The sequence below is a fragment of the Pseudomonas grimontii genome, from assembly GCF_007858185.1.
GTDB lineage: Bacteria > Pseudomonadota > Gammaproteobacteria > Pseudomonadales > Pseudomonadaceae > Aquipseudomonas > Aquipseudomonas grimontii.
Genome location: NZ_VFES01000009.1, coordinates 236,708 through 259,551 on the forward strand (window position 1 = coordinate 236,708; position 22,844 = coordinate 259,551).

A 22,844-nucleotide genomic window follows, 5' to 3' on the forward strand; every position below is an offset into this window, starting at 1 on the left:
TCCCTCCTCACTTTCGGAGATTGATATGCGTCTTGCTTCCACTAAAACTGCGGCGGTCCTGTGCGGCGGCCTGCTAATGGCCCTGAGCGTTCCGGCCAGCGCCGCAGTCGACGCTAAATTGCTCGACATGCTCAAGGCCAACGGCCAGATCACCGCTTCGCAGTACACCGAACTGCAAAACGAGTTGGCCAAAGACCAGAAAGAACAGCAGATCGCACGGCAAGCTCAACAAGAGACCAACGAACAGATCGCGGCCACCGCGAAAAAAACCAACGAGCTGAGCAGCTTCGACCAGAAGCTGGCCTGGGCCGCCAAGACTCAGTTCAAGGGTGATGTGCGCATGCGTCATGAGACCATCAAGGTCGAAGGCGAAAATGGCGTCACCCGTGCAGGCGTCACCGGTCGTGACAAGGATCGCGAACGGATCCGCGCGCGCCTCGGCGCCTACACCGAAATCAACCCACAGGTGGACACCGGTATTCGTATCGCTACCGGCGGCGGCAGCGATGCGCGCTCCACCAACCAGGACCTGGACGGCTACTTCGATAAAAAATCGATCTGGCTGGACCTCGGCTACATCGACTACCACCCCGACCAGATCAAAAACCTGCACATCATTGGCGGCAAAATGCTGCAACCCTGGGTCAACATGGGCGATGTGATCTGGGATAGCGACATCAACCCGGAAGGCCTGGCCCTCACCTACAAGTACCCACTGGGCGGCAGCGCCGAGCTGTTCGGCAGCCTGGGTAACTACAACCTCAAGGACAACGTGGACGGTGACGGCGTGCAGTACCGCCATGACCTGCGCCTGACCACCGGCCAGTTGGGGACCCGTTTCTCGGTGACCGACAACCTGAAAATGACCCTGGGCGGCAGCGTCTACGCCTACCAGAACGATGAAGACAGCCGTGCCTCCGGTACCAGTACCCCGAACGTGCTGGCAACCAACGGTAACACCCCCAACGGCGAGTTCCGCCTGTATGAAGGCTTCGGTCAAGTCGATATTGGCGGCCTGGCGGTACCCCTGTCGTTCTACGGTCAGTACGTGAAAAACAACGACGCCATCGATGATGCGGACACTGCCTGGTTGCTGGGCGCCAAGTCCAAGGTGTTCGGTTTCAACCTGGACTACAACTACCGCGACGTGCAGAAAAACGCCGTGGTGGGTGCCTTCACGGATTCGGACTTCGGCGGCGGCTTCACCGGCTCCCGTGGTCACAAGTTCAAAGTCGGCTATGACATCGACAAGAACTTCGCCGTCGGCGCAACCTACTTCCTGACCAAGACCGACACCTACAGCCGCACACTCGTGGACGGTAGCGCCAAAGCCAACACCTTCCAGCTGGATGCAGAAGCCAAGTTCTAAAGAAGCAGCTTTGAGCGGCAAGCGACGAGCTTCAAGGAGAAGCGCGTTACTTGCCGCTTTTCCCTTGCAGCTTGAAGCTGCCCTATTGCCCCTTGAGCCGCTCGGCAGCCAGTTGCTGCGCCAAGGCATCCAGATCCTTTACCGGCTCCTGCGGCAGAATCCGCAACGTCGCCTGCATCAGGCGCATCTGGCGGATAAACCGTCGGCAGTTAGGGCAGAACATCAAGTGATGACGCACCAGCAGACGCTCGCGAAAGGTCAATTGCCCATCGAGATAGTCACTGGAACGTGCCACTTGTTCTTTACAGGTCAACATTCGCCCGTTTCCTCAAAATGCTCCACCGTGGCGAAGACTTTAAGCCGTGCTCGATGCAACAGCACTCGGACATTGGAGAGAGAGAGCGTCAGAAGATTACAGATCTCCTCCAGCTCCAGGCCCTGGCGTTCACGCAGCACCAGCACGCTGCTTTGCAGTTCGGACAAACTCAGCAACGTGTGCTCCAGGCACTTACGCAGTTCATCCTCGGTCAGCAAGGCTTCCGGGGTGTCCTGGTGCCAGGCATACGGGGCGACGGCCCAGTGGCCATCATCGGGGGAGAATCGGTCATCACCGATGGTGCCGTGGGGCGAAGGTAAATCGTCGAGCAACACTTCCCGGCGATTCTGCTTATAGCGCCCCTTGGCAGCGTTGGCGGTAATGGTCAGCAGCCAGGTTTTGAGGCTCGAACGCCCTTCGAATTTGGCCAGGTTACGCACCACCGACAGCCAGGCGTCCTGCACCACTTCGTCGGCATGACGCTGACCGGCGATGGCATAGGCCACCGCCCGCATTGCGCTTTGGTACGTGCTGACCAATTCCTTGTAGGCCCGTTGCTCGCCCTTGAGCAGCCGTTCAAGCAGGTGCGCGTCGTCCGCTGCTGCCATTCAAGACCTCGATTGTCTTAACGCTTGCGCAGGATCACGCTACCGATCGAATAGCCTGCGCCAAACGAACTGAGTACCGCGACGGCGCCCTTGGGCAGATCGTCCTGGTAGGTATGGAACGCAATCACCGAACCCGCCGAGCTGGTATTGGCGTAAGTATCAAGGATCACCGGTGCTTCTTCTACCGTGGCTTCGCGGCCCAGCAGTTTCTTCACAATCAGGTGGTTCATGCTCAGGTTGGCCTGGTGCAGCCAGAAGCGCTTCACATCGGCCACGTTCAACTGGTTTTCTGCCAGGTGCACGCCGATCAGCTCGGCGACCATCGGGCACACGTCACGGAAGACTTTGCGGCCTTCCTGCACGAACAGCTTGTCGGGCGCACCGATGCCCTCTTCCGCCGCGCGGTTGAGGAAGCCGAAATTGTTGCGGATGTTATTGGAGAACTTGGTCAGCAGCTTGGTGCTCACCACGTCGAACTGATGCTCGGAGGTCGCCAGGTCGGCGCGCTCGAGGACGACGGCAGTGGCGGCGTCGCCGAAGATAAAGTGGCTGTCGCGGTCGCGGAAGTTCAAGTGGCCGGTGCAGACTTCCGGGTTGACCATCAGGATGGCCCGGGCCTGGCCCAGCTGGATGCTGTTGGCGGCGTTCTGGATGCCGAAAGTTGCCGAGGAACACGCCACGTTCATGTCGAAACCGAAGCCTGCGATGCCCAGGGCTTCCTGGACTTCGATGGCGATGGCCGGGTAGGCACGTTGCAGGTTGGAACAGGCGACGATCACACCGTCGATGTCGGCGGCAGTCTTGCCGGCGCGCTGCAGGGCCTGTTCGGCGGCGCCGATGGCCATCTGGCAAAGCACCGACCACTCGTCATTGCTGCGCTCAGGCAGGCGCGGCGCCATGCGCTGCGGGTCCAGGATGCCGTCCTTGTCCATCACGAAGCGGCTCTTGATGCCCGAGGCTTTTTCGATGAACGCAGCGCTCGACTCCGTCAGCGCCTGGACTTCACCGCGCTCGATGGCGGCGGCGTTGTCCGAGTTGAACTGGTGCACGTAAGCATTGAAAGACTGCACCAGCTCTTCGTTGGAGATGCTGTTGGCAGGGGTGTAAAGGCCAGTGCCGCTGATGACGACGTTATGCACGATCGTTCCTCTAAATCTGTCAGGCAGATGATATTGGTACCGTCGTACCAAATTTTAAGTAGTTTTATTCCGCCCAGCGGACATCAAACTGGCAACGCTTTATTCCATCGCGCCGTGGCTGCACACCAGCCCATCACGACGATCCCGGCATTTATAACCGCGAAGTTTGCCACAAACCCTGGGGTTTGGCGCCATATGCCGGACAAACACCCTGATCAAAGCGCCATCAAGTTTCAATGTGGGAGGGGGTTTGCCCCCGATAGCGGCGTGTCAGACAAAGATTCTGTGACTGATATACCGCTATCGGGGGCAAGCCCCCTCCCACATTTGGACCTGCCTGGTCTGGGTGACCGAGAAAGATCAGGCCTCTACAAGCGTCCACTGCTTGCTCAAGCGCTTGTCGGAAATCGGCACCTTGGTACCCAGCTGCTGGGCAAACAACGACACCCGGTATTCCTCCAACCACCAGCGATACAGCTCCAGTTGCGGGTCGCGCTTGCCTTCCTGGGTGTGCTTGTTCAAGCGGTTCTGGTACTGCGCCCACAGGCCGCCCAGCTCGCTGCTCCACACGCGGTCCTTCTGCACTTGACTCGGCAGTTTCTCCAGGCGCAATTCGATGGCCTTGAGAAAACGCGGCAGTTCCTTGAACCACTGCGCGGGGGTTTCGCGCACAAAGCCGGGATACACCAGGTTGCTCAATTGCTGCTTGATGTCGTTCAGGGCCACGGCCTGGGCCAGGTCGATCTTGCCCTTGAAGCGCTTTTGCAGGCCATGCCAGAGCTTCAGCACTTCCAGGGTCAGGCGCGCCAGGCGTTCGGCGTGTTCGGTCCAGCTGCCACGCTTGCGTTCAGCCAGCGCCGCCAAACCGGCACCGTCACGCGGCAAACTGGCTTCACCTTCCAGTACGCAAGTGTCAAGGCTGGCCAGCAGGATGTCTTCCACAAGGGCGTCGATACGCCCCAGTTCGCGGTACATCAGGCCCAGTTCGGTCAGGCCGGGCAATTTGCCGCGCAGGAATTTGGCCGGTTCCGCCAATTGCTGCATCAGCAGGCGCTGCAACGCACGGCGGTGCTGGAACTCAGCCTCGGCGGCGGTGGAAAAACGTCCCTCTTTCACGGTGCCGTTTTCTTCCACCAGCGCCGGGTAGACCGTCATCGACAGCCCGGCGATCTTCTGCTGGGTTTTTTCAGCCACCGCCGCGAACACCTTGGCCTCCACCGGCTGCTGGCTTTTGGCGGTTTGCGGCACGGCCAGCGCGGCCTGGCTGGCTTCGACAAAACGTGCGGTCAACTCGGCCAAGTCGCGGCCTTCGCCAAGGAACTTGCCTTGGCCGTCGACCACTTCCAGATTCATCTTCAGATGGTTTTCCACCTGCTGCGCCGCTTCGGCCCAGGCTTCATCGCTGACCCGCGCCCCGGTCATGCGCAGCAACTCGCGTCCCAATGCCTGGGGTAGCGAGCCCTGGCCAAACTCAATGCGCTGCAGCGCCGCCTTGACGAAGTCCGGCACCGGCACGAAGTTCTTGCGCAGGGCCTTGGGCAGGTTGCGCACCAGGGCGATGCACTTGGCTTCGATTACCCCCGGCACCAGCCACTCCAGGCGCTCCGGCGGCAAGGCCGGCAGCAGCGGCGCCGGTACGCGCAGGGTCACGCCGTCGCGCGGGTGGTTGGGTTCGAAGTGGTAACTCAGGGCCAGCTCCAGATCGCCCAGGTGCAGGGTGTCCGGGTAATGCGCGGCAGTGACTTCACTGGCTTCGCGGGCCAGCACGTCTTCCTCGCGCATGATCAGCAACTGCGGGTCTTTCTGGCTGTTGACCTTGTACCAGCTGTCAAAGGTGGCGGTCTGGTGGATCTCCGCCGGCAGCCGTGCATCGTAGAAGGCGTACAGCGTCTCTTCATCGGCCAGGATGTCGCGGCGGCGCGCCTTGGCTTCCAGTTCGTCAAGCCGCTCCAGCAGTTGCTGGTTGGCCGTCAGGCACTTGGCGCGGGACTGAATCTCGCCGCGCACCAAACCTTCGCGAATAAACAACTCGCGCGACACCACCGGGTCAATCGGCCCGTAATGCACCGGCCGACGCCCGACCACGATCAGCCCGAACAGGGTGATCTGCTCAAACGCCACCACCTGGCCGCGCTTCTTCTCCCAGTGGGGTTCGAAGTGGTTTTTCTTGATCAGGTGCCCGGCCAGCGGTTCTATCCAGTCGGCATCGATCTTCGCCACCATGCGCGCATACAGCTTGGTGGTTTCCACCAGCTCGGCGGTCATCAGCCATTGCGGGCGTTTTTTGCCGATACCCGAGGACGGGTGAATCCAGAAGCGTCGCTGACGGGCGCCGAGGTAATCGCCGTCTTCGGTCTTCTGGCCGATCTGGCTGAGCAGGCCGGACAGCACTGCCTTGTGCAGCTTGGGGAAGTCCGCCGGTTCTTTGTTGACGGTCAACTGCATGTCGCGGCAGATCAGGCTCAACTGGCGATGGGAGTCGCGCCACTCGCGCAGGCGCAGGTAATTGAGGAAGTTCTTGCGGCACCAGTTGCGCAGCGGACTGGCGGTCAGTTCCTGGCGCTGCTCTTCAAAGCCGCGCCACAGGTTGACCAACCCGGCGAAATCCGAATCCGGGTCCTTCCATTGGGCGTGGGCCTGGTCGGCAGCCTGCTGGCGCTCCGGTGGGCGCTCGCGCGGGTCCTGGATCGACATGGCACTGGCCACGATCAACACTTCCTGCAAACTGCCAAGCTTGGCGGCTTCGAGCAGCATGCGGCCCATGCGCGGGTCCACCGGCAGGCGCGCCAGCTGGCGGCCCAGCGGGGTCAGTTGGCTGTTGCGGTCGACCGCCGAGAGTTCCTGCAACAGGTTGAAACCGTCGCTGATGGCCTTGCCATCCGGCGGCTCGATAAACGGGAAATCGGTGATTTCGCCGAGGCGCAGGTGCAGCATCTGCAGGATCACCGCCGCGAGGTTGGTGCGCAGGATCTCAGGATCGGTAAATTCCGGACGGCCGATAAAATCCTCTTCGCTGTACAAGCGAATGCAAATCCCCGGCTCAACCCGGCCGCAACGACCTTTACGCTGGTTGGCACTCGCCTGGGAAATCGCCTCGATCGGCAGGCGCTGCACCTTGGCGCGGTAGCTGTAGCGGCTGATGCGTGCGGTGCCGCTGTCGATCACATAACGGATGCCCGGCACGGTCAGCGAGGTTTCCGCGACGTTGGTCGCCAGTACCACGCGGCGCCCTGGGTGGGACTGGAAAATGCGCTGCTGCTCGGCCGGCGACAAGCGCGCGTACAACGGCAGGATCTCGGTGTGCTTGAGCTGGGCCTTGCGCAGCATGTCGGCGGCGTCGCGAATCTCGCGCTCGCCGGGCAAAAACACCAGCACATCGCCGGGGCTGCGCCGTTCGCTGCGCTCATAGGCGGCGATTTCATCGAGGGTGGCGAGGATCGCCTGGTCGACGGTCAAGTCGTCTTCGACGCGGTTGCCTTCCTCGTCCTGTTCCAGGGTCAGCGGGCGATACCAGGTGTCCACCGGGAAGGTGCGACCCGAGACCTCGACAATCGGTGCGTCGTCGAAGTGCTTGGAAAAGCGCTCCAGGTCGATGGTGGCCGAGGTGATGATGACTTTGAGGTCGGGACGACGCGGCAGCAGGGTCTTCAAGTAGCCCAGCAGGAAATCGATGTTCAGGCTGCGTTCGTGGGCTTCGTCGACGATGATTGTGTCGTAGCGTTCCAGGTAACGGTCGTTCTGGGTTTCCGCCAGCAGGATACCGTCGGTCATCAGCTTGATCAGGGTATTGGAGTCGCTTTGGTCTTCGAAACGCACCTGATAACCGACCAACGCGCCCAGCGGCGTGGCCAACTCTTCGGCGACGCGGCTGGCAACACTGCGCGCCGCGATCCGACGTGGCTGGGTGTGGCCGATCAGGCCGTATTGGCCGCGCCCGATCTCCAGGCAGATTTTCGGCAACTGGGTGGTCTTACCCGAGCCGGTTTCGCCGGCAATGATCAGCACCTGATGCTTGAGCAGCGCGTCCTTGATTTCATCGCGCTTGGCCGCGATCGGCAGGCTGTCGTCGTAACGAATCAGCGGCAGGCTGGCGCGCCGCGCCGTGACCTGGGCGCAGGACGCCTGCATGCGCGTGACCCACTGCGCCAGCTTGTCCTCGTCGGGTTTCTTGCGCAGCTCGAGCAACTGGCGCCGCAAGCGGTGACGGTCGGCGAGCATGGCGTGGTCGAGGTTTTTCAGCAGTTGGTCGATAGCGGGCGCTTGGTCAGTCATCAGGTACGCAAAGGTCTTTTAGTGAGGCAGGTAAGCCTGGGGTGACAAGATCGTAGGCGGCGATTGTCGCAGATTTCGGCCCCTGTGAACGAGGCAACCCGTTTGATCATGGGAAAACCGCTGCATTCCCCGTGCAACGGGCAGTGTGAAGGTGCCTGGACTATCTACACCTCACAGGCCAGCTCCACTTTTCATACGGGACAATCAGATACACCTGGATGGCTGCACATGACTCGCAGAGGCCTACTGCACCCGCAGTGGTATCGCGCGCTGCTGGTAACCACTTAACGCTCAGCTCACCCTGGAGAACTCATGCCAATCCCACCTCCTTCGTCCCCACTTCCCAACACCTGGACCGTGCCCCCCGCCCACATTCCCGGACACATCCCGCGTGACGCCACGCCTGCGCCTTATACCGAACTCGCCCCCGAGCTGGAGCACCGCTCTCGTGTTGCTCAGAACTATTTCAACCAGATGGACCGGTATGCCGAAGATACGCATCCGGACTCCGCCAGGCAGCTCGAAGCACAACGGCCTCAGTCCTTGCCACCGACCTATTGGCAAGCCATGGGCCAGGCCAGCCCCCTGCCTGAGCATGTCGAGGACGGCGAGCTGCCACCCACCTACGACCGAGCTGTGGGTGCCGACCACCCCACTGGCCAGGACGCGCTGATGTTTGATCCATCGCTTTCCGGCAGAGCACGGGCACAAGCCTTGAAGCATGTGCAACGTCTCGATGACCTGCTCGACAAAGCAGAACAACTGGGCGCGCTATTGCTGGGGCGTAACGAGCAGGGTGAAACGTCTATTGATGTAAATACAGTCGCCTCGCTCTGCAAGAAAATAGATCGCCTCAGGTCATCCTGGGCCAGCGGCGTGTTTGCAGATAGTTCCCGAGTACTCGGCCAATTGGCCAACACCTGCATACCCATTTATCGAGCAGAGCGGGAAACCGCCTTGAAAACCTCGATAGAAAAACTATGGGACGTCGCAAAAACGGAATACCGGGAAAAGTATCTGCCCGACCCCGTGACTGCCGATCCGATCCTGCCAAAGGTCTACCTCATGGTCGAAGGCTTGAAAAAAGCTGAGATTTGAAGCCGTCCCGCACTTCATGGTTTTTATCGAAGTGCATGATTCCCCCTGAAACCAGAGCGGCTCCCCTATGCAAATAAGCCCTGCAAGCCCCAGCCACGTGCCCACCCCTGTCGCCACTGCCACCGAGCAAGCGCCCGCTGTAACGCACAGGCAAAACAAACTTTCAAAAGCCTTCACCAACATCAAAAAAGCCTTCAAACACCCGAAGCCCAGCAAACCCAGCGCCCCCGTTCTGCCCGTCAACACCCAACCCGCGCCGCGCGAAGCGGCTCCTGCACCGACCATAACCCTGCCTTCACCCATACCGCTCTTGCCACTGGACGAGTCTATCCAAGGCATTGACCGTCAGCTCGCCAGCCTCCATATAGCGAGGGCTGACAACGTCATTGAGAAATTCGACCGGAAACTCGCGGCTGCGTATGGGACGAGCGTTGACAAGACACCAGAAAACGCCAACTTCATAGACGACGTTCAGTTCTTGGCTAAGGAACGCAACGCCTTGGCCGTTTCCAGAAATGCCTATGCACGAGGAAAGGTCCACCGCCGAACGCACACCCTCCACGGCCCCGCCAACGAACGCGCGCAAAAGCACATCACCGGACTCGATAACGCAGCGTCCACGCTCAACGACGCCATGGCCGCCATTCTGCAGAAAAGCGCCGGACGACAAGCCACTCCCGAGCTGGAAAAGGATTACCTCAGCGCCCATAAAGCACTGAGTGAACACCGTAACGCCTGGCTCACCGGCAAACTGGATGAAAGTTCGAAAACCAGCCTGAGAGTCGTCACATTGACTGACCGCCTCAGGTCGTGCGGCATACCTGTACCGAACTCGTCAGCCATGCAGTCCAGTCAACTCAGAAAGCAACTTGAACAGAACGTAATGAGTGAGCGGCTAAAGTTCGATGATCAGCCAACGCTGTTTGCCCCCGACAAAGCTGCCGCTCCAGATACCTGGAGTTCTACCCCGTTCTACGAATTGGACTGCACCTCCCCTCCCGTAGCAACAGGCGCAGGATTCAAGATCAGCCACTCTCCCATCACCACCGAGTTGGACAAAAAGCAGACCGAGCGTATTCAACGCCACGTTGCCGAGCTTGAAAAAGAAATCGAGCAGATCGACGCACGAATGGAAGGTCTCGCCAACGGTCGCCCAGACCCATTGAACCCGGAACAACTGCGATTCATCAGAAACGCCATCAGCCAACTGCGCAACAGCTGGGCGGCTGGCAAACTAACGCACAGCAGCAGCGTTGGGAAGTTGTTGAAACGCGATAGCCACGACCTGCGGCGCAGCGAATTGGAACAGGCAGTCATCCTGGCAAAAGCGCATAAATCGACGGCCACTCAGCCCGAAGCCATCAACCCTGCGCTCACCGGTTCAGCGTTGGTGATGACCCAAGGCAACGTGAAGCGATGTGACGAAGCGCTCGCTGAATTCGATCGCGCCATTTATAAAGCCCAGCACACCGGGATAGAGGGCATTAACGTGTCACAGAACGTCTTTGAAGCCCGCGAAGCCATGATGCAACTGCGCAACGCCTGGGCCAGTGGTGAGCTTGTCGACACACCGCCAGGTGCCAAGCCAACGCGACACTCAGCCGATGAGCGACGTCGGGCGCGTGAGCACCAAGTGCAGCAAAAAGCGCTGATCCTGCTTCGGGTTGACCTGCCCGAGCCACCTAAGTCCACTACTTCCACGGCGATACTGGAGAGAATCAAATTCGCCAGCAAGAACAAAATAATCCAGGACATCAACCACGACTTGGCAGGTGCCTACCTGAAAGTTGCGGACCCTGCGTTCGCCGACCAGGTCACCCACCAGGCCACGCTCGCCCCCGTGGGCTGACCTGCGACTATGCGTCATCCAGCGTTTTGCGCCGATACGGGAAGACATCAATAACCTTACCGGCGCGAATCGCTTCCTGCAGGCCTTTCCAGTAGTCGGCGTTGTACAACTCGCCATGCAGTTGATCGAACAGCTTGCGCTGGCCGGCATCGGCGAACAGGAACGGCGGGAATTCTTCCGGGAACACGTCCAGCGGGCCGATGGAGTACCAGGGCTCCGAGGCCATTTCATCCTCGGGCGTGCGTGGCGCGGGGATGTGGCGGAAGTTGGCTTCGGTGAGAAAGCAGATTTCGTCGTAGTCGTAGAACACCACGCGACCGTGACGGGTGACGCCGAAGTTCTTCAGCAGCATGTCGCCGGGGAAGATGTTCGCCGCCGCCAGTTGCTTGATCGCCAGGCCGTAGTCTTCCAGGGCTTCGCGTACCTGGGCGGGGTTGGCGTTTTCCAGGTAGAGGTTGAGCGGGGTCATGCGCCGTTCGGTCCAGCAGTGGCGGATCAGCACGGTGTCGCCTTCCACTTCGACGGTGCCGGCGGCGACGTCCAGCAGTTCAGCCAGGCACTCGGGCTCGAACTTGCTCAGGGGAAAGCGGAAGTCGGCGAACTCCTGGGTATCGGCCATGCGCCCGACGCGATCGACACTTTTGACCAGGCGGTACTTCTCGATCACCGTGGCGCGGTTGACGTTTTTCGACGGTGAAAAACGGTCCTTGATGATCTTGAACACGGTGTTGAAGCCCGGCAGGGTGAACACGCTCATGACCATGCCACGCACGCCGGGCGCCATGATGAATTGATCATCGGTGGTCGCCAGGTGGTTGATCAGCGCGCGGTAGAACTCCGACTTGCCGTGTTTATAGAAACCAATCGAGGTGTACAGCTCGGCGATGTGCTTGCCCGGCAGGATGCGTTTGAGAAAGCCGATGAATTCCGCCGGCACCGGCACGTCGACCATAAAGTAGGAGCGGGTAAACGAAAAGATGATCGACACCTCGGCTTCGTCGGTGATCAGCGCATCGATCCGGATGCCCTGGCCTTCACGGTGCAGCAGCGGAATCACCAGGGGCCATTGTTCGTCGCGGGTGTAGATGCGCCCTACGAGGTAGGCGCCTTTGTTGCGGTAGAGCACCGAGGAAAACAGCTCGACCTTGAGGTCCGGGTCCTTGCACACCCAGTCCGGCAGGTTTTCCCGCAGTTGGGCTTCGAGGCGACGCAGGTCGGCGCTCAGGTCGGCGTAGGGCTCGCTGAAGCGATAGTCGGCAAAAATCTGCGCAAGCATCTCGGGAATTTGGCCCGCAGGCGCGTAGATACGGGTTTGCGCCGCCCGCGCCCGGCGCAGGCTCGGCCGGGTGGTGTGGATGAACATGCAGCCGTCGCTGATCAGGTCATGGCTGAACAGGCCGCAGAAGATCGAGTTGTACCAGGTCTCGGACAGCTCATCGTCAAAGCGCAGGTCGATCAGGCCGATGTAGGCGCTTTTCACCAGCGGCCATAGATCTATGTCGAGCAATGTGCCGCCGTCGAAATTCCCACGCAAGCGCGTGGTCACCTCGCCGACCTTGTCTTCATACAGGGCGATCCGCGCCGCCGACGCCGCTTGCCCCTGTTGCCACTGGGCCTTTTCGAAACGCTCGCGGGCGCCATCGGTGATCTGGCGGAAATGTTCGCGGTAATCGTCGAAGCCTTCGAGGATCGTACGGGCAATAGCAAGGGCGGGCGTGGATGGCGACATGCGGGAAACCTCGAACGGGCATCTGGAAGCCCAGAGCTTAGCCAGTGTACGAAGGCAGGAGAAGGGTCATTTTTTGCACTGACTTGTACAGCTCTGTTCGCTTCGTACATTTATTTTCAGTTTATTTAATTCGACCAACCGGTCAATAAACGCACCAAAACGTCGCACTGTGTTTTATCCACACGCCTTTAACCCTGTGGCCTGGCAGGTAGAGGCCGGAAAACCGCCAGCCGTGACGGTCACATCCCCGCCGTAGGGTATTGGATCCAACTAAGGGAAACCCCGATTACCACCTTGATGGCACTTTGATATATAGCGCGCCCTCTCCCACCCTAACAAGGTCCAAAGGCCGATCCGGGAGCAGGTTCTAATCACCCAAGGAGCATTGAGATGTCATTGAGGAACATGAGGATCGGTCTGCGTGCCAGTCTGAGTTTTGGGGTTTTGGCCAGCTTACTGGTGATTGTGGGAATGTTTGGCCTGGGCCAGATGGTCAAGCTGCGCGAAAGCGCGCTGGTCATTGAACAAACATGGATGCCGAGCATCGAGAATATCCACGACAGCGCAGCCTTGGTGGCCACTGTCCGCCTGGAGTCCCTGCGCCTGGTGAGCACCGACGAATCTCGCGTGCGTGACACCAGCAGAGGCCTGATCACCCGCTCCAGCAGCGAACTGCAAGCCCTGCTCGAACGCCATGAAACCTTGCTCAGCAATGACGAAGAGCGCGAACTGCTGAAAACGCTCAAGACCCATGTAGCAACGTACCTGGCCATCGTCGGGCAAATGGTCGCGTTGGTGGACAAAGATCAACAGCAAGACGCGCTCGACCTGCTCGTCAGCCGCCTCGCCCCCCAGGGCACGATCCTGAGCCAGAGTCTGGAAAACCTGATCGTCTTTAACCAGAACGGCGTCGAAGCGGCAGCCGGTTCGGCCGCACAGGTGTATTCAAGCGCGCAGTGGATTGTCGGCCTGATTATCGCTGTCGCACTGATCGCCACCTTGCTGCTGGCCTGGCTGCTGACCCGCAGCATCACCGCACCGATCAACCAGGCATTGGTCGCGGCACGCACCATTGCCAGCGGTGACTTGAGCCAGCCGATCGTGGTGCGCGGCCATGACGAACCCGCGCAATTGCTGACCGCCTTGGCAACCATGCAAATGCAACTGCAGACCACCATCCGTGGCATCAGCGAATCGGCGCAGCAACTGGCTTCCGCCGCCGAGGAAATGAGTTCGGTGATGGAACAAAGCACGCGCGGCCTGCAGGCGCAAAACGATGAAATCGAACAAGCCGCCACCGCCGTGACCGAGATGAGCACGGCAGTGGACGAGGTCGCGAGTAACGCGGTGTCCAGCGCCGAGGCGTCCCAGGCTTCGGATGAAGACAGCAAGCACGGCCACTACCAGATCAGCGAAACCATCAGCTCGATCCAGAACCTGGTGGACGAAGTGCTCGACGCCTCGAACAAGGCCGAAGGCCTGGCGGTTCAAGCCCAGGACATCAGCAAGGTGCTGGAAGTGATCCGTGGCATCGCCGGGCAGACCAACCTGCTGGCACTCAACGCAGCGATTGAAGCGGCGCGTGCCGGTGAAGCCGGGCGTGGGTTTGCGGTAGTCGCCGACGAGGTGCGTTCGCTGGCGCAGCGCACCCAGGACTCCACCGAAGAAATCGAGCAGATGATCACCGGTATCCAGCAAGGCACCCAGGACACCGTCGAGGCGCTGAACAGCAGTGCCGAGCACGCCGGCCAGACCTTGAAACGGGCCAACGGCGCCGGCAGTGCACTGGAAAAAATCACCGCCTCCATCTCGCAAATCAGCCAGCGCAACCTGATGATCGCCAGCGCCGCCGAGCAACAGGCGCTGGTAGCGCGCGATGTGGACCGCAGCCTGGTGAATATCCGCGACCTGTCCACGCAGACCGCCGCCGGCGCCACCCAGACCTCGGCCGCCAGCCAGGAACTGTCGCGCCTGGCGGTGGACCTCAATGGGCTGGTGACGCGGTTTGTCCTGTAATCAGTGAAAGCGGCGTGCAACACTCGCCGCCTTATTGATGTAGGAGTGTTCCGTGAGACCTGTTGACACCCTTTACCTGCTGGGGCTCGCCGCCATCTGGGGCGCGAGCTTTCTGTTTATGCGCATCATCGCGCCGGAAATCGGCACGGTACCGACCGCATTTTTCCGCGTATCAATCGCCGCCGCCGGGCTGTTGGTGATCCTGGCGGTGATGCGGGTGAGATGGGATTTCCAGGGCAAGTTCAAGACGGTCCTGCTGCTGGGGGTGATCAACTCGGGGATCCCGGCGACCATGTACTCGGTGGCGGCCCAGGTACTGCCAGCGGGTTACTCGGCGATCTTCAATGCCACCACGCCATTGATGGGCGTGTTGATTGGCGGGCTGTTTTTCAGCGAACGGCTCACCCCGTCGAAAATCGCCGGGGTGTGCCTGGGTCTGTTTGGCGTAGGTGTGTTGACCCGTGCGGGACCAATGGCATTTGACCTGGAATTATTGATGGGCGCACTGGCCTGCCTGTTGGCCACCACCTGTTATGGCTTTGCCGGTTTCCTGGCTCGGCGCTGGCTGGACCAGCGCGGCGGGCTCGACAGTCGTCTCGCGGCCCTGGGCAGCATGCTGGGCGCGACACTGTTTCTGCTGCCGATCTTTGCCTACAGCGCGATCAGCCATCCGCCTGCGAGTTGGGGTGGGTGGCAGGTGTGGCTGTCGTTGCTGGGCTTGGGCCTGGTGTGTACGGCGTTTGCCTACGTGTTGTACTTCCGCTTGCTCACTGCGATTGGACCGGTGAGATCGATGACCACCACCTTTTTGATCCCGCCGTTTGGGGTGTTGTGGGGGGCGCTGTTGCTGGATGAGCCGTTATCAATGGCGCATATATATGGTGGGGTGTTGATCGCCGGGGCGCTGTGGCTGGTATTGCGGCCTCGAAAACCGTAGGCGCCGGCTGACCGGCGCCTACGGGGGGGTCAGTTTTTGCGGAACACAAACACCAACCCAACAACAATCAGCCCCATCCCCAACAAGCTCAGCACAGCCAGCCTATTGCCAAAGATCAGATAGTCCATCACCGCCGTCACCGCCGGCACCAGGTAGAACAAACTGGTGACATTCACCAAATTGCCCCGGGCGATCAGGCGGTACAGCAACAGCGTTGCCAGTAGCGACACCACCAGGCCCATCCACAGCACCGGCAGGTAAAAGCCGGCGTTGTGTTCAACGTGGAAGGGCTGGAACGGCACAAACACCGAACACAGCAGCAGCCCCGCCAGGTACTGCACCGGCAGCGTGCCGAGGGGGTTGTCGGTGATGCGCTTTTGCATGATCGAGCCGAAGGTCATGCTTGCCAGGGCCAGCAGCCCGAACAGCATCCCGGCCAGGGACATGCCCGACAGCCCGATGCCTTGGTAGACCACCATGATCAGCCCGGCCAAACCCAGGCTCAGGCCAAACATCCGACGCCAGGAACGCTGGCGCTCCATCAGCACCACGGTGAGGATCGGCTGCACCCCCATGATGGTCGCCATGACGCCGGGGGTGACGTTGAGGTCCAGGGCCAGCAGATAGAAAATCTGATAGGCCCCCAACAACACCAACCCGGTTGCCGCCGCGTACAGCAGGGGCTTGCCGGGACGCGGCAGTTTCAGCTTGAGGATCGGCACCAGCACCACCAAGCCTGCAAGGGCGACGGCGAAGCGGACCAACAGAAACGCGAAGGGTGACGCATGGGCCAGGCCCAGTTTGGAGAAGATCGCCCCGCTGCTCCACAGCAAGACAAACAGGCTCGTCGAGGCCGCCGCGGCCACGGAGTGTTTCGAAAGAACGGACATGGTTACCACCTGTAATCAGGCAAAAAAAGCCGATTCAGCAGTTGCTGAAACTCAGTAGGTTTTTTTCAGGCGGGCCGACGGGAACAGCAAACAGCTGATCAGCCCGAAATGCCAACACCCGGCGGTGATACGACTGCGTACACCGGCGTGCTACTGACAGGTGGGGGGTAGTGACTGATCTGCGCAGGCTGCTTGTTCGCGCACGGCACGAGCACAGCGTTGACCGCTGAATCGACTACCGCTATGCGCAGGGAAGCTGGCATGTGCTGATCTTTTTGAAGGGGTAAAGACGCGAGGACTATAACCAGCCGATGACATGTTTTGCAATCACTTGCCCAAGCCCTTTGGCGCGGAAGCGTTTTCACGTTTCGGGGCGCGGGCCGTCGTTATAATGCCGACCGGCTTTTTCCAAGGACTCCCCATGCTCGCACTGCCCTGGCTGTACCTGGCGCTTCTTTCCATCGGCTATGTGCTGGCCCTGGCCTACGGGCAACTGGGCGTGCTGGCGCTGGTGTCCATCGCCCTGCTGTTGATCGCCGGCTATGCCGTCCGCCAGCAACGCACGCCGTGGGCGCGCAACCTGGGCCACGGGCTGTTTATCGTACTGGCCCTGAGCCTGGCAATGCACTGGCTGCCGGGGTTCTATAACGGACGCGGCATTGACCCGCAGCGCTTCACTCCCGATGCCGTGCCGTTCTCGATGTACCTGAACCAGGACAAGCCGTTGATCGGCTTCTGGTTGCTGCTGGCCTGCCCGTGGATCGTGGCGCGACGCTCGTTGCGGCTGTCGATCTGCGTCACCGCGTTGGCGCTGGCGCTGACCGCCATCGTCGCTCTGGGTGGCGCCGCGTTGCTGGGGGTGATCAGTTGGGCGCCGAAATGGCCGGACCAGGCCTGGCTGTGGGTGCTCAATAACCTGTTGCTGGTGACCCTGGTGGAAGAAGCGCTGTTCCGTGGCTACATTCAAGGCGGCTTGAGCCGGCGCTTCAAACATTTGTCCTACGGCGAAAACCTCGCGCTGTTGCTGGCATCGCTGCTGTTCGGGCTGGTGCACGTGGGCGCGGGGTGGCAGTGGGTGCTGCTGGCGGGCATCGCCGGGGTTGGTTATGGCCTGGCCTATCGATTTGGGGGGCTGGGTGCGGCGATTGCCACGCACTTTGGCTTGAATCTGCTTCACTTCGGGTTGTTTACGTATCCGATGCTGCGTTAACGGATTTAAACAGGAGCCAAATCTGGCGATTTTGGCGTACCTCTGACGCGATTCTCAATAGATGCGGGAAGTAGGGTCGATACCACTCGCCAGTACAGATGTAAGCGCTCCATAAACCCCACCGACTTCAAGATGGGTAACGCACCTAGCTAGGCGATGCCGGAGAGCAGCTCCACGGCAACAGCGCTTCGTAATCTCCAACCGAGGCCGCCAATGGCAGCCGTTCTAATGCGTGGCGCAGCTACGCATAGGGCTCTTGGCCGTTGGCTTTGGCAGTCTCGACCAAGCTGTAGCCCTGACATTTAGCTGGGAGTATCGAGCTACGGATCGAGTGTCCCTGAGGCCAGAGACGATCATGATCTGTGCGTTGTTGAATCCCTTCTTCGCTACATTGGTGATTCTGGTGCGCCTGAACTGGTTCAGTCTGACGCTGCTATCAAGTCCAGCCTTTACACGCGCCAGACGCACAGCCTGAGAAACGCCGTGGGTACCACAGTGAAGATCATTCCGAGTGACGTCCACACGAGTTACACCACTTCAGTTCTACTGAATATTGCCCCGCTGCAATTCGCTAAAATCGATTATTCTCGCAGAAATCAATCCCCGGCTCCCGTCAACACAAGGAAAGAACATGCTTCGGTCGCTAAGAGACATCATTTACAAGGGCATTGGCCTGAACAAGCTGCGAACCGAGATAAATCAAGATCTGCTGGAAATCAAAACTCTTCTGAACCAGCTAAAACAGGACGGGATAAGTGGCGGCGGCCAGTCGCTAGAAGGTATCGATGAGCTTTTACAGCGACGCCTGGATGAAAAGCTGAATTTCTTCTTCAAATGGCGAATGCCGCTATCGTTCCCGGAAGGCGGCAAAACCTTCATTCATACAAACGATGGCCATCGTCTGTACGTCGACACGAAAGAACCTTTCATGACGCTGCATCTCCTTGAGCATGGCGAATGGGAAAGTCCGGTTCGAAGAGAGCTTAGGCGCGAGCTGGCTGCTGGCTCTACCTTTGTCGATATTGGTGCCAACATTGGACTGCACACGCTTCTTGCTGCTGCGCTGGTCGGTGAGAGCGGGCGTGTCGTTGCAATTGAACCGCATCCTTTCACGATGGAATTGCTCCGGAAAAATCTTGAGATAAACGGTCTTCTGGGTCGTGTGTCACTATCGCAGGTGGCTGTTTCGAATGTTGATGATGAAGTCGTCAAATTTGAATACTTTTCCGAACATCCGGCGATGTCTGGTATCAAGGTTTCCCAAGAGGTACTGGATAAATTAAAAGGAACCGTGGAGACAATTGATGTTAAAACGATAACTCTTGATGCACTGGTGGAGCGTTTAGAGCTGGTGCCAGATCTTGTGAAGATTGACGTGGAAGGTTTTGAGTATACGGTCCTCGAGGGCTGCATCAAGACCATCAATAATTTTCCAGGCGTTAGATTTCTGATGGAGTACGAAAAGGTCATGGCTGAATCTGTTGTGCGCAAAGGTATAGGCACAGAGATTGCCAGTTTTTTTCAGGACAAAGGTTTCAAGGTTTCAAGAGTCGGAGCAGAATCGCTTTTGCCGCTAACCTATGAAGAGTTTGTGGTTGAGCAAAAAGGCGACTATATCTTTTCAAGGTGATTACACTAAATCATCGATTCGATAAGCCCGCCTGGCAGCGGGCTTTTTTATGCCTGAAGAAAGAATTCGAAGTGTTCGGAGTCACACTGCGGAGTTGGCGTCTATTGAATTTCTTCGTCGAGATAATGTTTTGAATAGTTGTATGCCTGGCTTTTCGATGAGCTGATAGGTCACAGCCGCGATAGCGGTTACAACAACGAACGTGCAAAGCACGGTAGTGTATTCGTTAGGGGAGACATGACGGAATTTTGAAATGAAATAGGAGCCAATTGCCATGTGCATCAGATAAATTGAGTAAGTCAAATCAGAGGACTTTTCTACCAAGAACACCGTGGTCGCAGTTTTGGTGATGACCCTACCTGCCATGGCGAATGCCAGAAATAGCAAGGCGGTCGCAATTTGAGAAATCACGTTTATCTCTTGCCCCGGATTCACTCCAAGCAGGTGTACGGTCACGTATCGGTTTATCTCAAAAGCAGCAATGACAAGAACAGGGCACGCCAAATACAAACCTGCCCCTTCGAACTTCCTTCGCTCAAAAGCTAATCGAGCGCTGGAGCCTATCAGCATGTAAACGATAAAATATAAATCTGCCAGCACGACCTTAGGTTTAATTCCGAATAGAAGTGATGAGATTGAAATAATCATTATTATCGCACTGATGGCGAGTATTTTTTTCTGAGTTACGGTCCCAAGTAGTGCCAGCAGAAGATAAAATTCAAATTCGATAATGAGTGTCCAGATAACACCAAGTGTCATATCTCTACCGAATATTTCTGTCGTGAGTGTAGCGGTCGCCAAAACACCAGCCATGTCGAAAGTTTTTCGGTCACCAAGATAGTATTGGATCGCGGCGGAGCAGAACACGGCGAAGATCAGCATGGGGAAAATGCGGAAAAATCGATTAACCAGAAATATTGACCTGCCGTACTTATCTAGCATCGGTGGCATCAGCCAGCCACTTATAAGGAAAAACAGTGACACCCCAACAATGGCTGTAGCGGTCCCGTAGTCGCTGAGTAGGTAGTTGTTTATCTGCCATAACCAATTTCCTTCCTTGGTCAACAGAGGGAGAGATTCATTTGCACCTGCCCAATCACTAAATGGTCTGCCCAAAGACACAGTGGCGGCAAACGTCAAGTGTCCAAACATAACCAAATAGGCTGCAGAGATTCTCGCCAAATCCAACCCGTAATTGCGAACCATTGTTAACCTGCAGCCGTTTGAAAGATTTGGTCGCACTATATCACCGGCCGACGGCGTGCGGACTCAGCGAGGCCTGGGTGGAGGAAAATATGCCCATCACCACTCGTCGACTGCTGCAGGTCTTCCCAAGTGCCGGCATGCAAACCGGCTTTTTGCCGCTGAACTGAACCAGGACATGGGAAAATATCCTATCAACATCCGGCTCCGCCGGGGCCCGACGTGAGTCATGCCTGTTACTTGCCGCGGGTCAAGTGCCCGCCTGATACCTATCAGTAATATTAGCACCTATCAATGGCTTGATTAAGGTAAAAATTACCCGCGCTCGCGATGAGTTGACTGCTCAGTTGTGTGATTGCGCAGTCCGTTGAGCCTGCACTGTGAAAGGCGGGCTAAGCGGTGAAAGCTTCTATCTCGCGCCGATGAACGTCGGTGATTTCGATGGTTGTCCCACTTCGATTGTCTGACCTGGCTTGCGGTCTGGCCGACCTGCAAGGCGATACCTCGACACTTTGCACAACGATGGTACAATTTCATGTAGCTAAAATTACAAAGTAGCCGCTAGTTGATCAGGCTACTTGAGGGCGACCATGTCCAGCTCGATGGGAAGTCATTCTCGTGTATTTGATGACCATGAATTGAAGAGCTTTTGAGGGCTTGTTCGGTGCTCCCATTTCTGGGTGATATCAAAATAGGTCGGGTTTCAGTTTTGAATGAACCTTGGAGAAGGGATGTCTACACCAATCTGTATCTGGCTTACTGGACTACCGGGGGCCGGCAAGACAACGATAGCTCGAGCACTGAGTGATGCCCTTCAGGTGAAGGGGATAAATTCGTTTATTTTAGATGGCGATGAGCTTCGACAAGGCCTGTGTTCTGATCTCGGGATGTCGATGACTGACAGGGCAGAAAATATTCGCCGTGCGGGTGAGGTCGCCAAGCTGATGGCTAAAGCGGACCATATAGTGATATGCGCCTTTGTTTCTCCCTATATAAAAGACAGATCTATCGCCAGAAAGTTATTCCATAATGGCGAGTTTCTGGAAGTCTACTTGTCGACACCTGTTGAAGTTTGCTCACAAAGAGACCCCAAGGGCTTATATACGAAGTTCAGGCAAGGCCTGATTTCCGGGTTGACTGGAGTCGATGCGCCCTACGAGGCTCCCCTTGACCCCGACATGGATATCGATACGTCAACTTCGTCAATCGACGACGCAGTATGCGCCATTCTAACAAAATTTAATTATTAGAAGATGCGCTCTTCTTGCTGGAGATGCAATTGATTATCTCACTGAAACATAGGTTCATATTCATCAAGGGTGTAAAGGTTGGTGGCACCTCAATCGAAACTCACCTCTCAAATGTTCTCGAGGAAGATGCGGTAATAGCCAAGGTCCCAGGGGACTTGTTTCCATCTCATAAACATCGAAATTATCTTTCCCCTGACGGCACAGCTCAATTCATCGATCATATGTCGGCAACAGCGGTAAGATCCGTAATCGGAACTTGGCTGTATGAAAGACTCTACAAATTTGGCGTTATTCGAAATCCATTTGAAAAAATAATCTCGCTATTCGCCATGCATCATTTTGACAACCCCAGTTACACGCTCGACAAGGCGATTGCGGAGTGTGAATCAGAAAAAACATTGCTCTGTGATGGTGATTCAATGATCGTACACAGGGCCATTTTTTATGAGAGTCTTAACGCGCAACTCAAAGAAGTTCTTGACCAGTTGGGTGTTCCTTTCTCCGGAAATCTAACCTACAACGAACGAAGCGAAAGTCGGCAAAAACTTAAAAATCTGGAATTTCATCTCTCGCCGATACAAATACAAGAGATCCTGGAGAAGTTCAAATTCGAATTTGACCTGTACGCAGCTGCCGATCGTAGGATAGTCACACCTGAACCAGGCGTGAAGAAAATTGGCAGCAACAAATATTAAATCTGGGAAATCCTCACGTAAGTCATGAAAAGATTCGATTTTTATCAGGTCGGGAGCAAAAAACTTCCTCCCGCTCGAGATCAATAGGACCCGCCAATTCGGGGGGTTGTTGTTGTCGCCAGCTTAGGATTGACCCAGTTACCGAAATCTCACTGACCCAGGCTCCTGCCTTGTGAAACATTACTAGTGTTGGATTTTTACCGATTGGTGTTGGGTCGGCGTGATGTCGGCCACTGAGTCATTTCGGCATTGGCGCCGACAAAGAGCCCTATACGTGGTTGCGCCACGTACTGGAGCGGTTGCCTCAGGCTTCATCGGTCGATGAATTAGCCTTGCTGCCGTGGAACTGTTCGCCAGAAATGTCACGGTAAACCGTTAACCCTTCGTTGGGCAGGTGAGGTTTATGGAGCGCATACGGTATATTTTGACCTTGCTAATAATTAATCGGTACTGCTTCGCGGTTCTGAGTTTTGTCGGCTGAGAACGTTACTTACGCCTTTGAGTTTTTGGGGCATATGCGGCTCCACCTGATGCCCCCTGACCGCCTCAGCTGCTGCTTGACTGATCCTTTTGTGAATTACGCATTTAGGGGAGGAGAGAGAACTGTTTTATTTGCCCAGTGTCCAAATGCAA

Annotated in this window: 16 protein-coding genes and 3 pseudogenes; 10 read left to right on the top strand and 9 right to left on the bottom strand. The window is 57.6% G+C overall.

Going from position 1 to position 22,844, the window contains the following annotated elements:
* The first annotated feature begins 25 nt into the window (after positions 1-25).
* Entirely contained in the window at positions 26-1,369 is a 1,344-nt protein-coding gene (locus FIV39_RS16290) for a putative porin (protein ID WP_090400200.1), read from the top strand.
* Between the two features lie 82 nt (positions 1,370-1,451).
* Here the strand turns inward: FIV39_RS16290 and FIV39_RS16295 are convergent, their stop codons facing one another.
* The 4 genes from FIV39_RS16295 to hrpA form a co-directional block, all read right to left on the bottom strand.
* Positions 1,452-1,685, bottom strand: a complete 234-nt coding sequence (locus FIV39_RS16295; protein WP_090400201.1) for an anti-sigma factor family protein — start codon at positions 1,683-1,685, stop codon at positions 1,452-1,454.
* Positions 1,679-2,293 (bottom strand): RNA polymerase sigma factor, encoded by a 615-nt coding sequence (locus tag FIV39_RS16300; RefSeq protein WP_090400203.1) that lies wholly within the window; start codon positions 2,291-2,293, stop codon positions 1,679-1,681. The genes FIV39_RS16295 and FIV39_RS16300 overlap by 7 nt, the downstream gene beginning before the upstream one ends.
* Positions 2,294-2,310: 17 nt before the next feature.
* On the bottom strand, positions 2,311-3,432 hold the full coding sequence (locus FIV39_RS16305) for a beta-ketoacyl-ACP synthase III (protein ID WP_027603750.1): 1,122 nt from the start codon (positions 3,430-3,432) through the stop codon (positions 2,311-2,313).
* Between the two features lie 360 nt (positions 3,433-3,792).
* The gene (gene hrpA, locus FIV39_RS16310) at positions 3,793-7,704 is read right to left on the bottom strand and encodes an ATP-dependent RNA helicase HrpA (protein WP_090400206.1); all 3,912 of its coding nucleotides are present in this window, start codon (positions 7,702-7,704) and stop codon (positions 3,793-3,795) included.
* Positions 7,705-8,016: 312 nt separating this feature from the next.
* Between hrpA and FIV39_RS16315 the strand changes: the two genes are divergently transcribed.
* A complete protein-coding gene (locus FIV39_RS16315) occupies positions 8,017-8,802 on the top strand; it encodes a hypothetical protein (protein WP_090400208.1) in 786 nt (261 codons plus the stop codon).
* A 97-nt stretch (positions 8,803-8,899) separates the two neighbouring features.
* On the top strand, positions 8,900-10,651 hold the full coding sequence (locus FIV39_RS16320) for a hypothetical protein (RefSeq protein ID WP_143513826.1): 1,752 nt from the start codon (positions 8,900-8,902) through the stop codon (positions 10,649-10,651).
* 7 nt (positions 10,652-10,658) lie between these two features.
* Here FIV39_RS16320 and aceK read toward each other — a convergent pair whose 3' ends face one another.
* Positions 10,659-12,380, bottom strand: coding sequence for a bifunctional isocitrate dehydrogenase kinase/phosphatase (gene aceK / locus FIV39_RS16325; RefSeq protein ID WP_090400212.1), 1,722 nt, complete (start codon positions 12,378-12,380; stop codon positions 10,659-10,661).
* Between the two features lie 405 nt (positions 12,381-12,785).
* Here aceK and FIV39_RS16330 point away from each other — a divergent pair, with 405 nt between their 5' ends.
* Together FIV39_RS16330 and FIV39_RS16335 are read left to right on the top strand one after the other, a co-directional pair.
* Positions 12,786-14,396, top strand: a complete 1,611-nt coding sequence (locus tag FIV39_RS16330) for a methyl-accepting chemotaxis protein (protein ID WP_390620703.1) — start codon at positions 12,786-12,788, stop codon at positions 14,394-14,396.
* Positions 14,397-14,448: 52 nt separating this feature from the next.
* On the top strand, positions 14,449-15,333 hold the full coding sequence (locus tag FIV39_RS16335) for a DMT family transporter (protein ID WP_090400217.1): 885 nt from the start codon (positions 14,449-14,451) through the stop codon (positions 15,331-15,333).
* A 29-nt stretch (positions 15,334-15,362) separates the two neighbouring features.
* On the opposite strand, the gene FIV39_RS16340 is transcribed toward FIV39_RS16335, so the two are convergent.
* Positions 15,363-16,223 (bottom strand): DMT family transporter, encoded by an 861-nt coding sequence (locus tag FIV39_RS16340; RefSeq protein WP_090400219.1) that lies wholly within the window; start codon positions 16,221-16,223, stop codon positions 15,363-15,365.
* Between the two features lie 421 nt (positions 16,224-16,644).
* Between FIV39_RS16340 and FIV39_RS16345 the strand changes: the two genes are divergently transcribed.
* Positions 16,645-17,433 carry a CPBP family intramembrane glutamic endopeptidase gene (locus tag FIV39_RS16345; protein ID WP_090400220.1) on the top strand — a complete coding sequence of 263 codons (789 nt, stop codon included), beginning with the start codon at positions 16,645-16,647 and terminating at the stop codon, positions 17,431-17,433.
* A 145-nt stretch (positions 17,434-17,578) separates the two neighbouring features.
* Here the strand turns inward: FIV39_RS16345 and FIV39_RS16350 are convergent.
* Both FIV39_RS16350 and FIV39_RS33735 read right to left on the bottom strand, forming a co-directional pair.
* A pseudogene (locus FIV39_RS16350) lies at positions 17,579-17,740 on the bottom strand (transposase domain-containing protein); the annotation flags it as partial.
* Positions 17,728-17,919: pseudogene (locus FIV39_RS33735) on the bottom strand (tyrosine-type recombinase/integrase); the annotation flags it as partial. The pseudogenes FIV39_RS33735 and FIV39_RS16350, both read right to left, overlap by 13 nt.
* Before the next feature lie 145 nt (positions 17,920-18,064).
* Here FIV39_RS33735 and FIV39_RS16360 point away from each other — a divergent pair.
* A complete protein-coding gene (locus tag FIV39_RS16360) occupies positions 18,065-19,063 on the top strand; it encodes an FkbM family methyltransferase (RefSeq protein WP_090400222.1) in 999 nt (332 codons plus the stop codon).
* Positions 19,064-19,144: 81 nt separating this feature from the next.
* Here FIV39_RS16360 and FIV39_RS16365 read toward each other — a convergent pair whose 3' ends face one another.
* Positions 19,145-20,269, bottom strand: a complete 1,125-nt coding sequence (locus tag FIV39_RS16365; protein WP_090400224.1) for an acyltransferase family protein — start codon at positions 20,267-20,269, stop codon at positions 19,145-19,147.
* Between the two features lie 728 nt (positions 20,270-20,997).
* Between FIV39_RS16365 and cysC the strand changes: the two genes are divergently transcribed.
* From cysC to FIV39_RS16380, 3 genes and pseudogenes are all read left to right on the top strand, one after another.
* Positions 20,998-21,516: an adenylyl-sulfate kinase gene (gene cysC, locus FIV39_RS16370; RefSeq protein WP_090400226.1), complete on the top strand. Its 519-nt coding sequence runs from the start codon at positions 20,998-21,000 to the stop codon at positions 21,514-21,516.
* 29 nt (positions 21,517-21,545) lie between these two features.
* Positions 21,546-22,211 (top strand): sulfotransferase family protein, encoded by a 666-nt coding sequence (locus FIV39_RS16375; protein ID WP_143513827.1) that lies wholly within the window; start codon positions 21,546-21,548, stop codon positions 22,209-22,211.
* A gap of 260 nt (positions 22,212-22,471) precedes the next feature.
* Positions 22,472-22,582 (top strand): annotated as a pseudogene (locus tag FIV39_RS16380) (transposase domain-containing protein); the annotation flags it as partial.
* Positions 22,583-22,844: the final 262 nt, after the last annotated feature.

Bases quoted from the DNA above. Each gene is read 5' to 3' on its own strand.
- FIV39_RS16300 (WP_090400203.1), bottom strand. From the start codon at position 2,293: ATGGCAGCAGCGGACGACGCGCACCTGCTTGAACGGCTGCTCAAGGGC.
- FIV39_RS16365 (WP_090400224.1), bottom strand. From the start codon at position 20,269: ATGGTTCGCAATTACGGGTTGGATTTGGCGAGAATCTCTGCAGCCTAT.
- FIV39_RS16290 (WP_090400200.1), top strand. From the start codon at position 26: ATGCGTCTTGCTTCCACTAAAACTGCGGCGGTCCTGTGCGGCGGCCTG.
- cysC (WP_090400226.1), top strand. From the start codon at position 20,998: ATGTCTACACCAATCTGTATCTGGCTTACTGGACTACCGGGGGCCGGC.
- FIV39_RS16360 (WP_090400222.1), top strand. From the start codon at position 18,065: ATGCTTCGGTCGCTAAGAGACATCATTTACAAGGGCATTGGCCTGAAC.
- hrpA (WP_090400206.1), bottom strand. From the start codon at position 7,704: ATGACTGACCAAGCGCCCGCTATCGACCAACTGCTGAAAAACCTCGAC.
- FIV39_RS16330 (WP_390620703.1), top strand. From the start codon at position 12,786: ATGAGGATCGGTCTGCGTGCCAGTCTGAGTTTTGGGGTTTTGGCCAGC.
- FIV39_RS16345 (WP_090400220.1), top strand. From the start codon at position 16,645: ATGCTCGCACTGCCCTGGCTGTACCTGGCGCTTCTTTCCATCGGCTAT.
- FIV39_RS16295 (WP_090400201.1), bottom strand. From the start codon at position 1,685: ATGTTGACCTGTAAAGAACAAGTGGCACGTTCCAGTGACTATCTCGAT.
- aceK (WP_090400212.1), bottom strand. From the start codon at position 12,380: ATGTCGCCATCCACGCCCGCCCTTGCTATTGCCCGTACGATCCTCGAA.
- FIV39_RS16315 (WP_090400208.1), top strand. From the start codon at position 8,017: ATGCCAATCCCACCTCCTTCGTCCCCACTTCCCAACACCTGGACCGTG.
- FIV39_RS16340 (WP_090400219.1), bottom strand. From the start codon at position 16,223: ATGTCCGTTCTTTCGAAACACTCCGTGGCCGCGGCGGCCTCGACGAGC.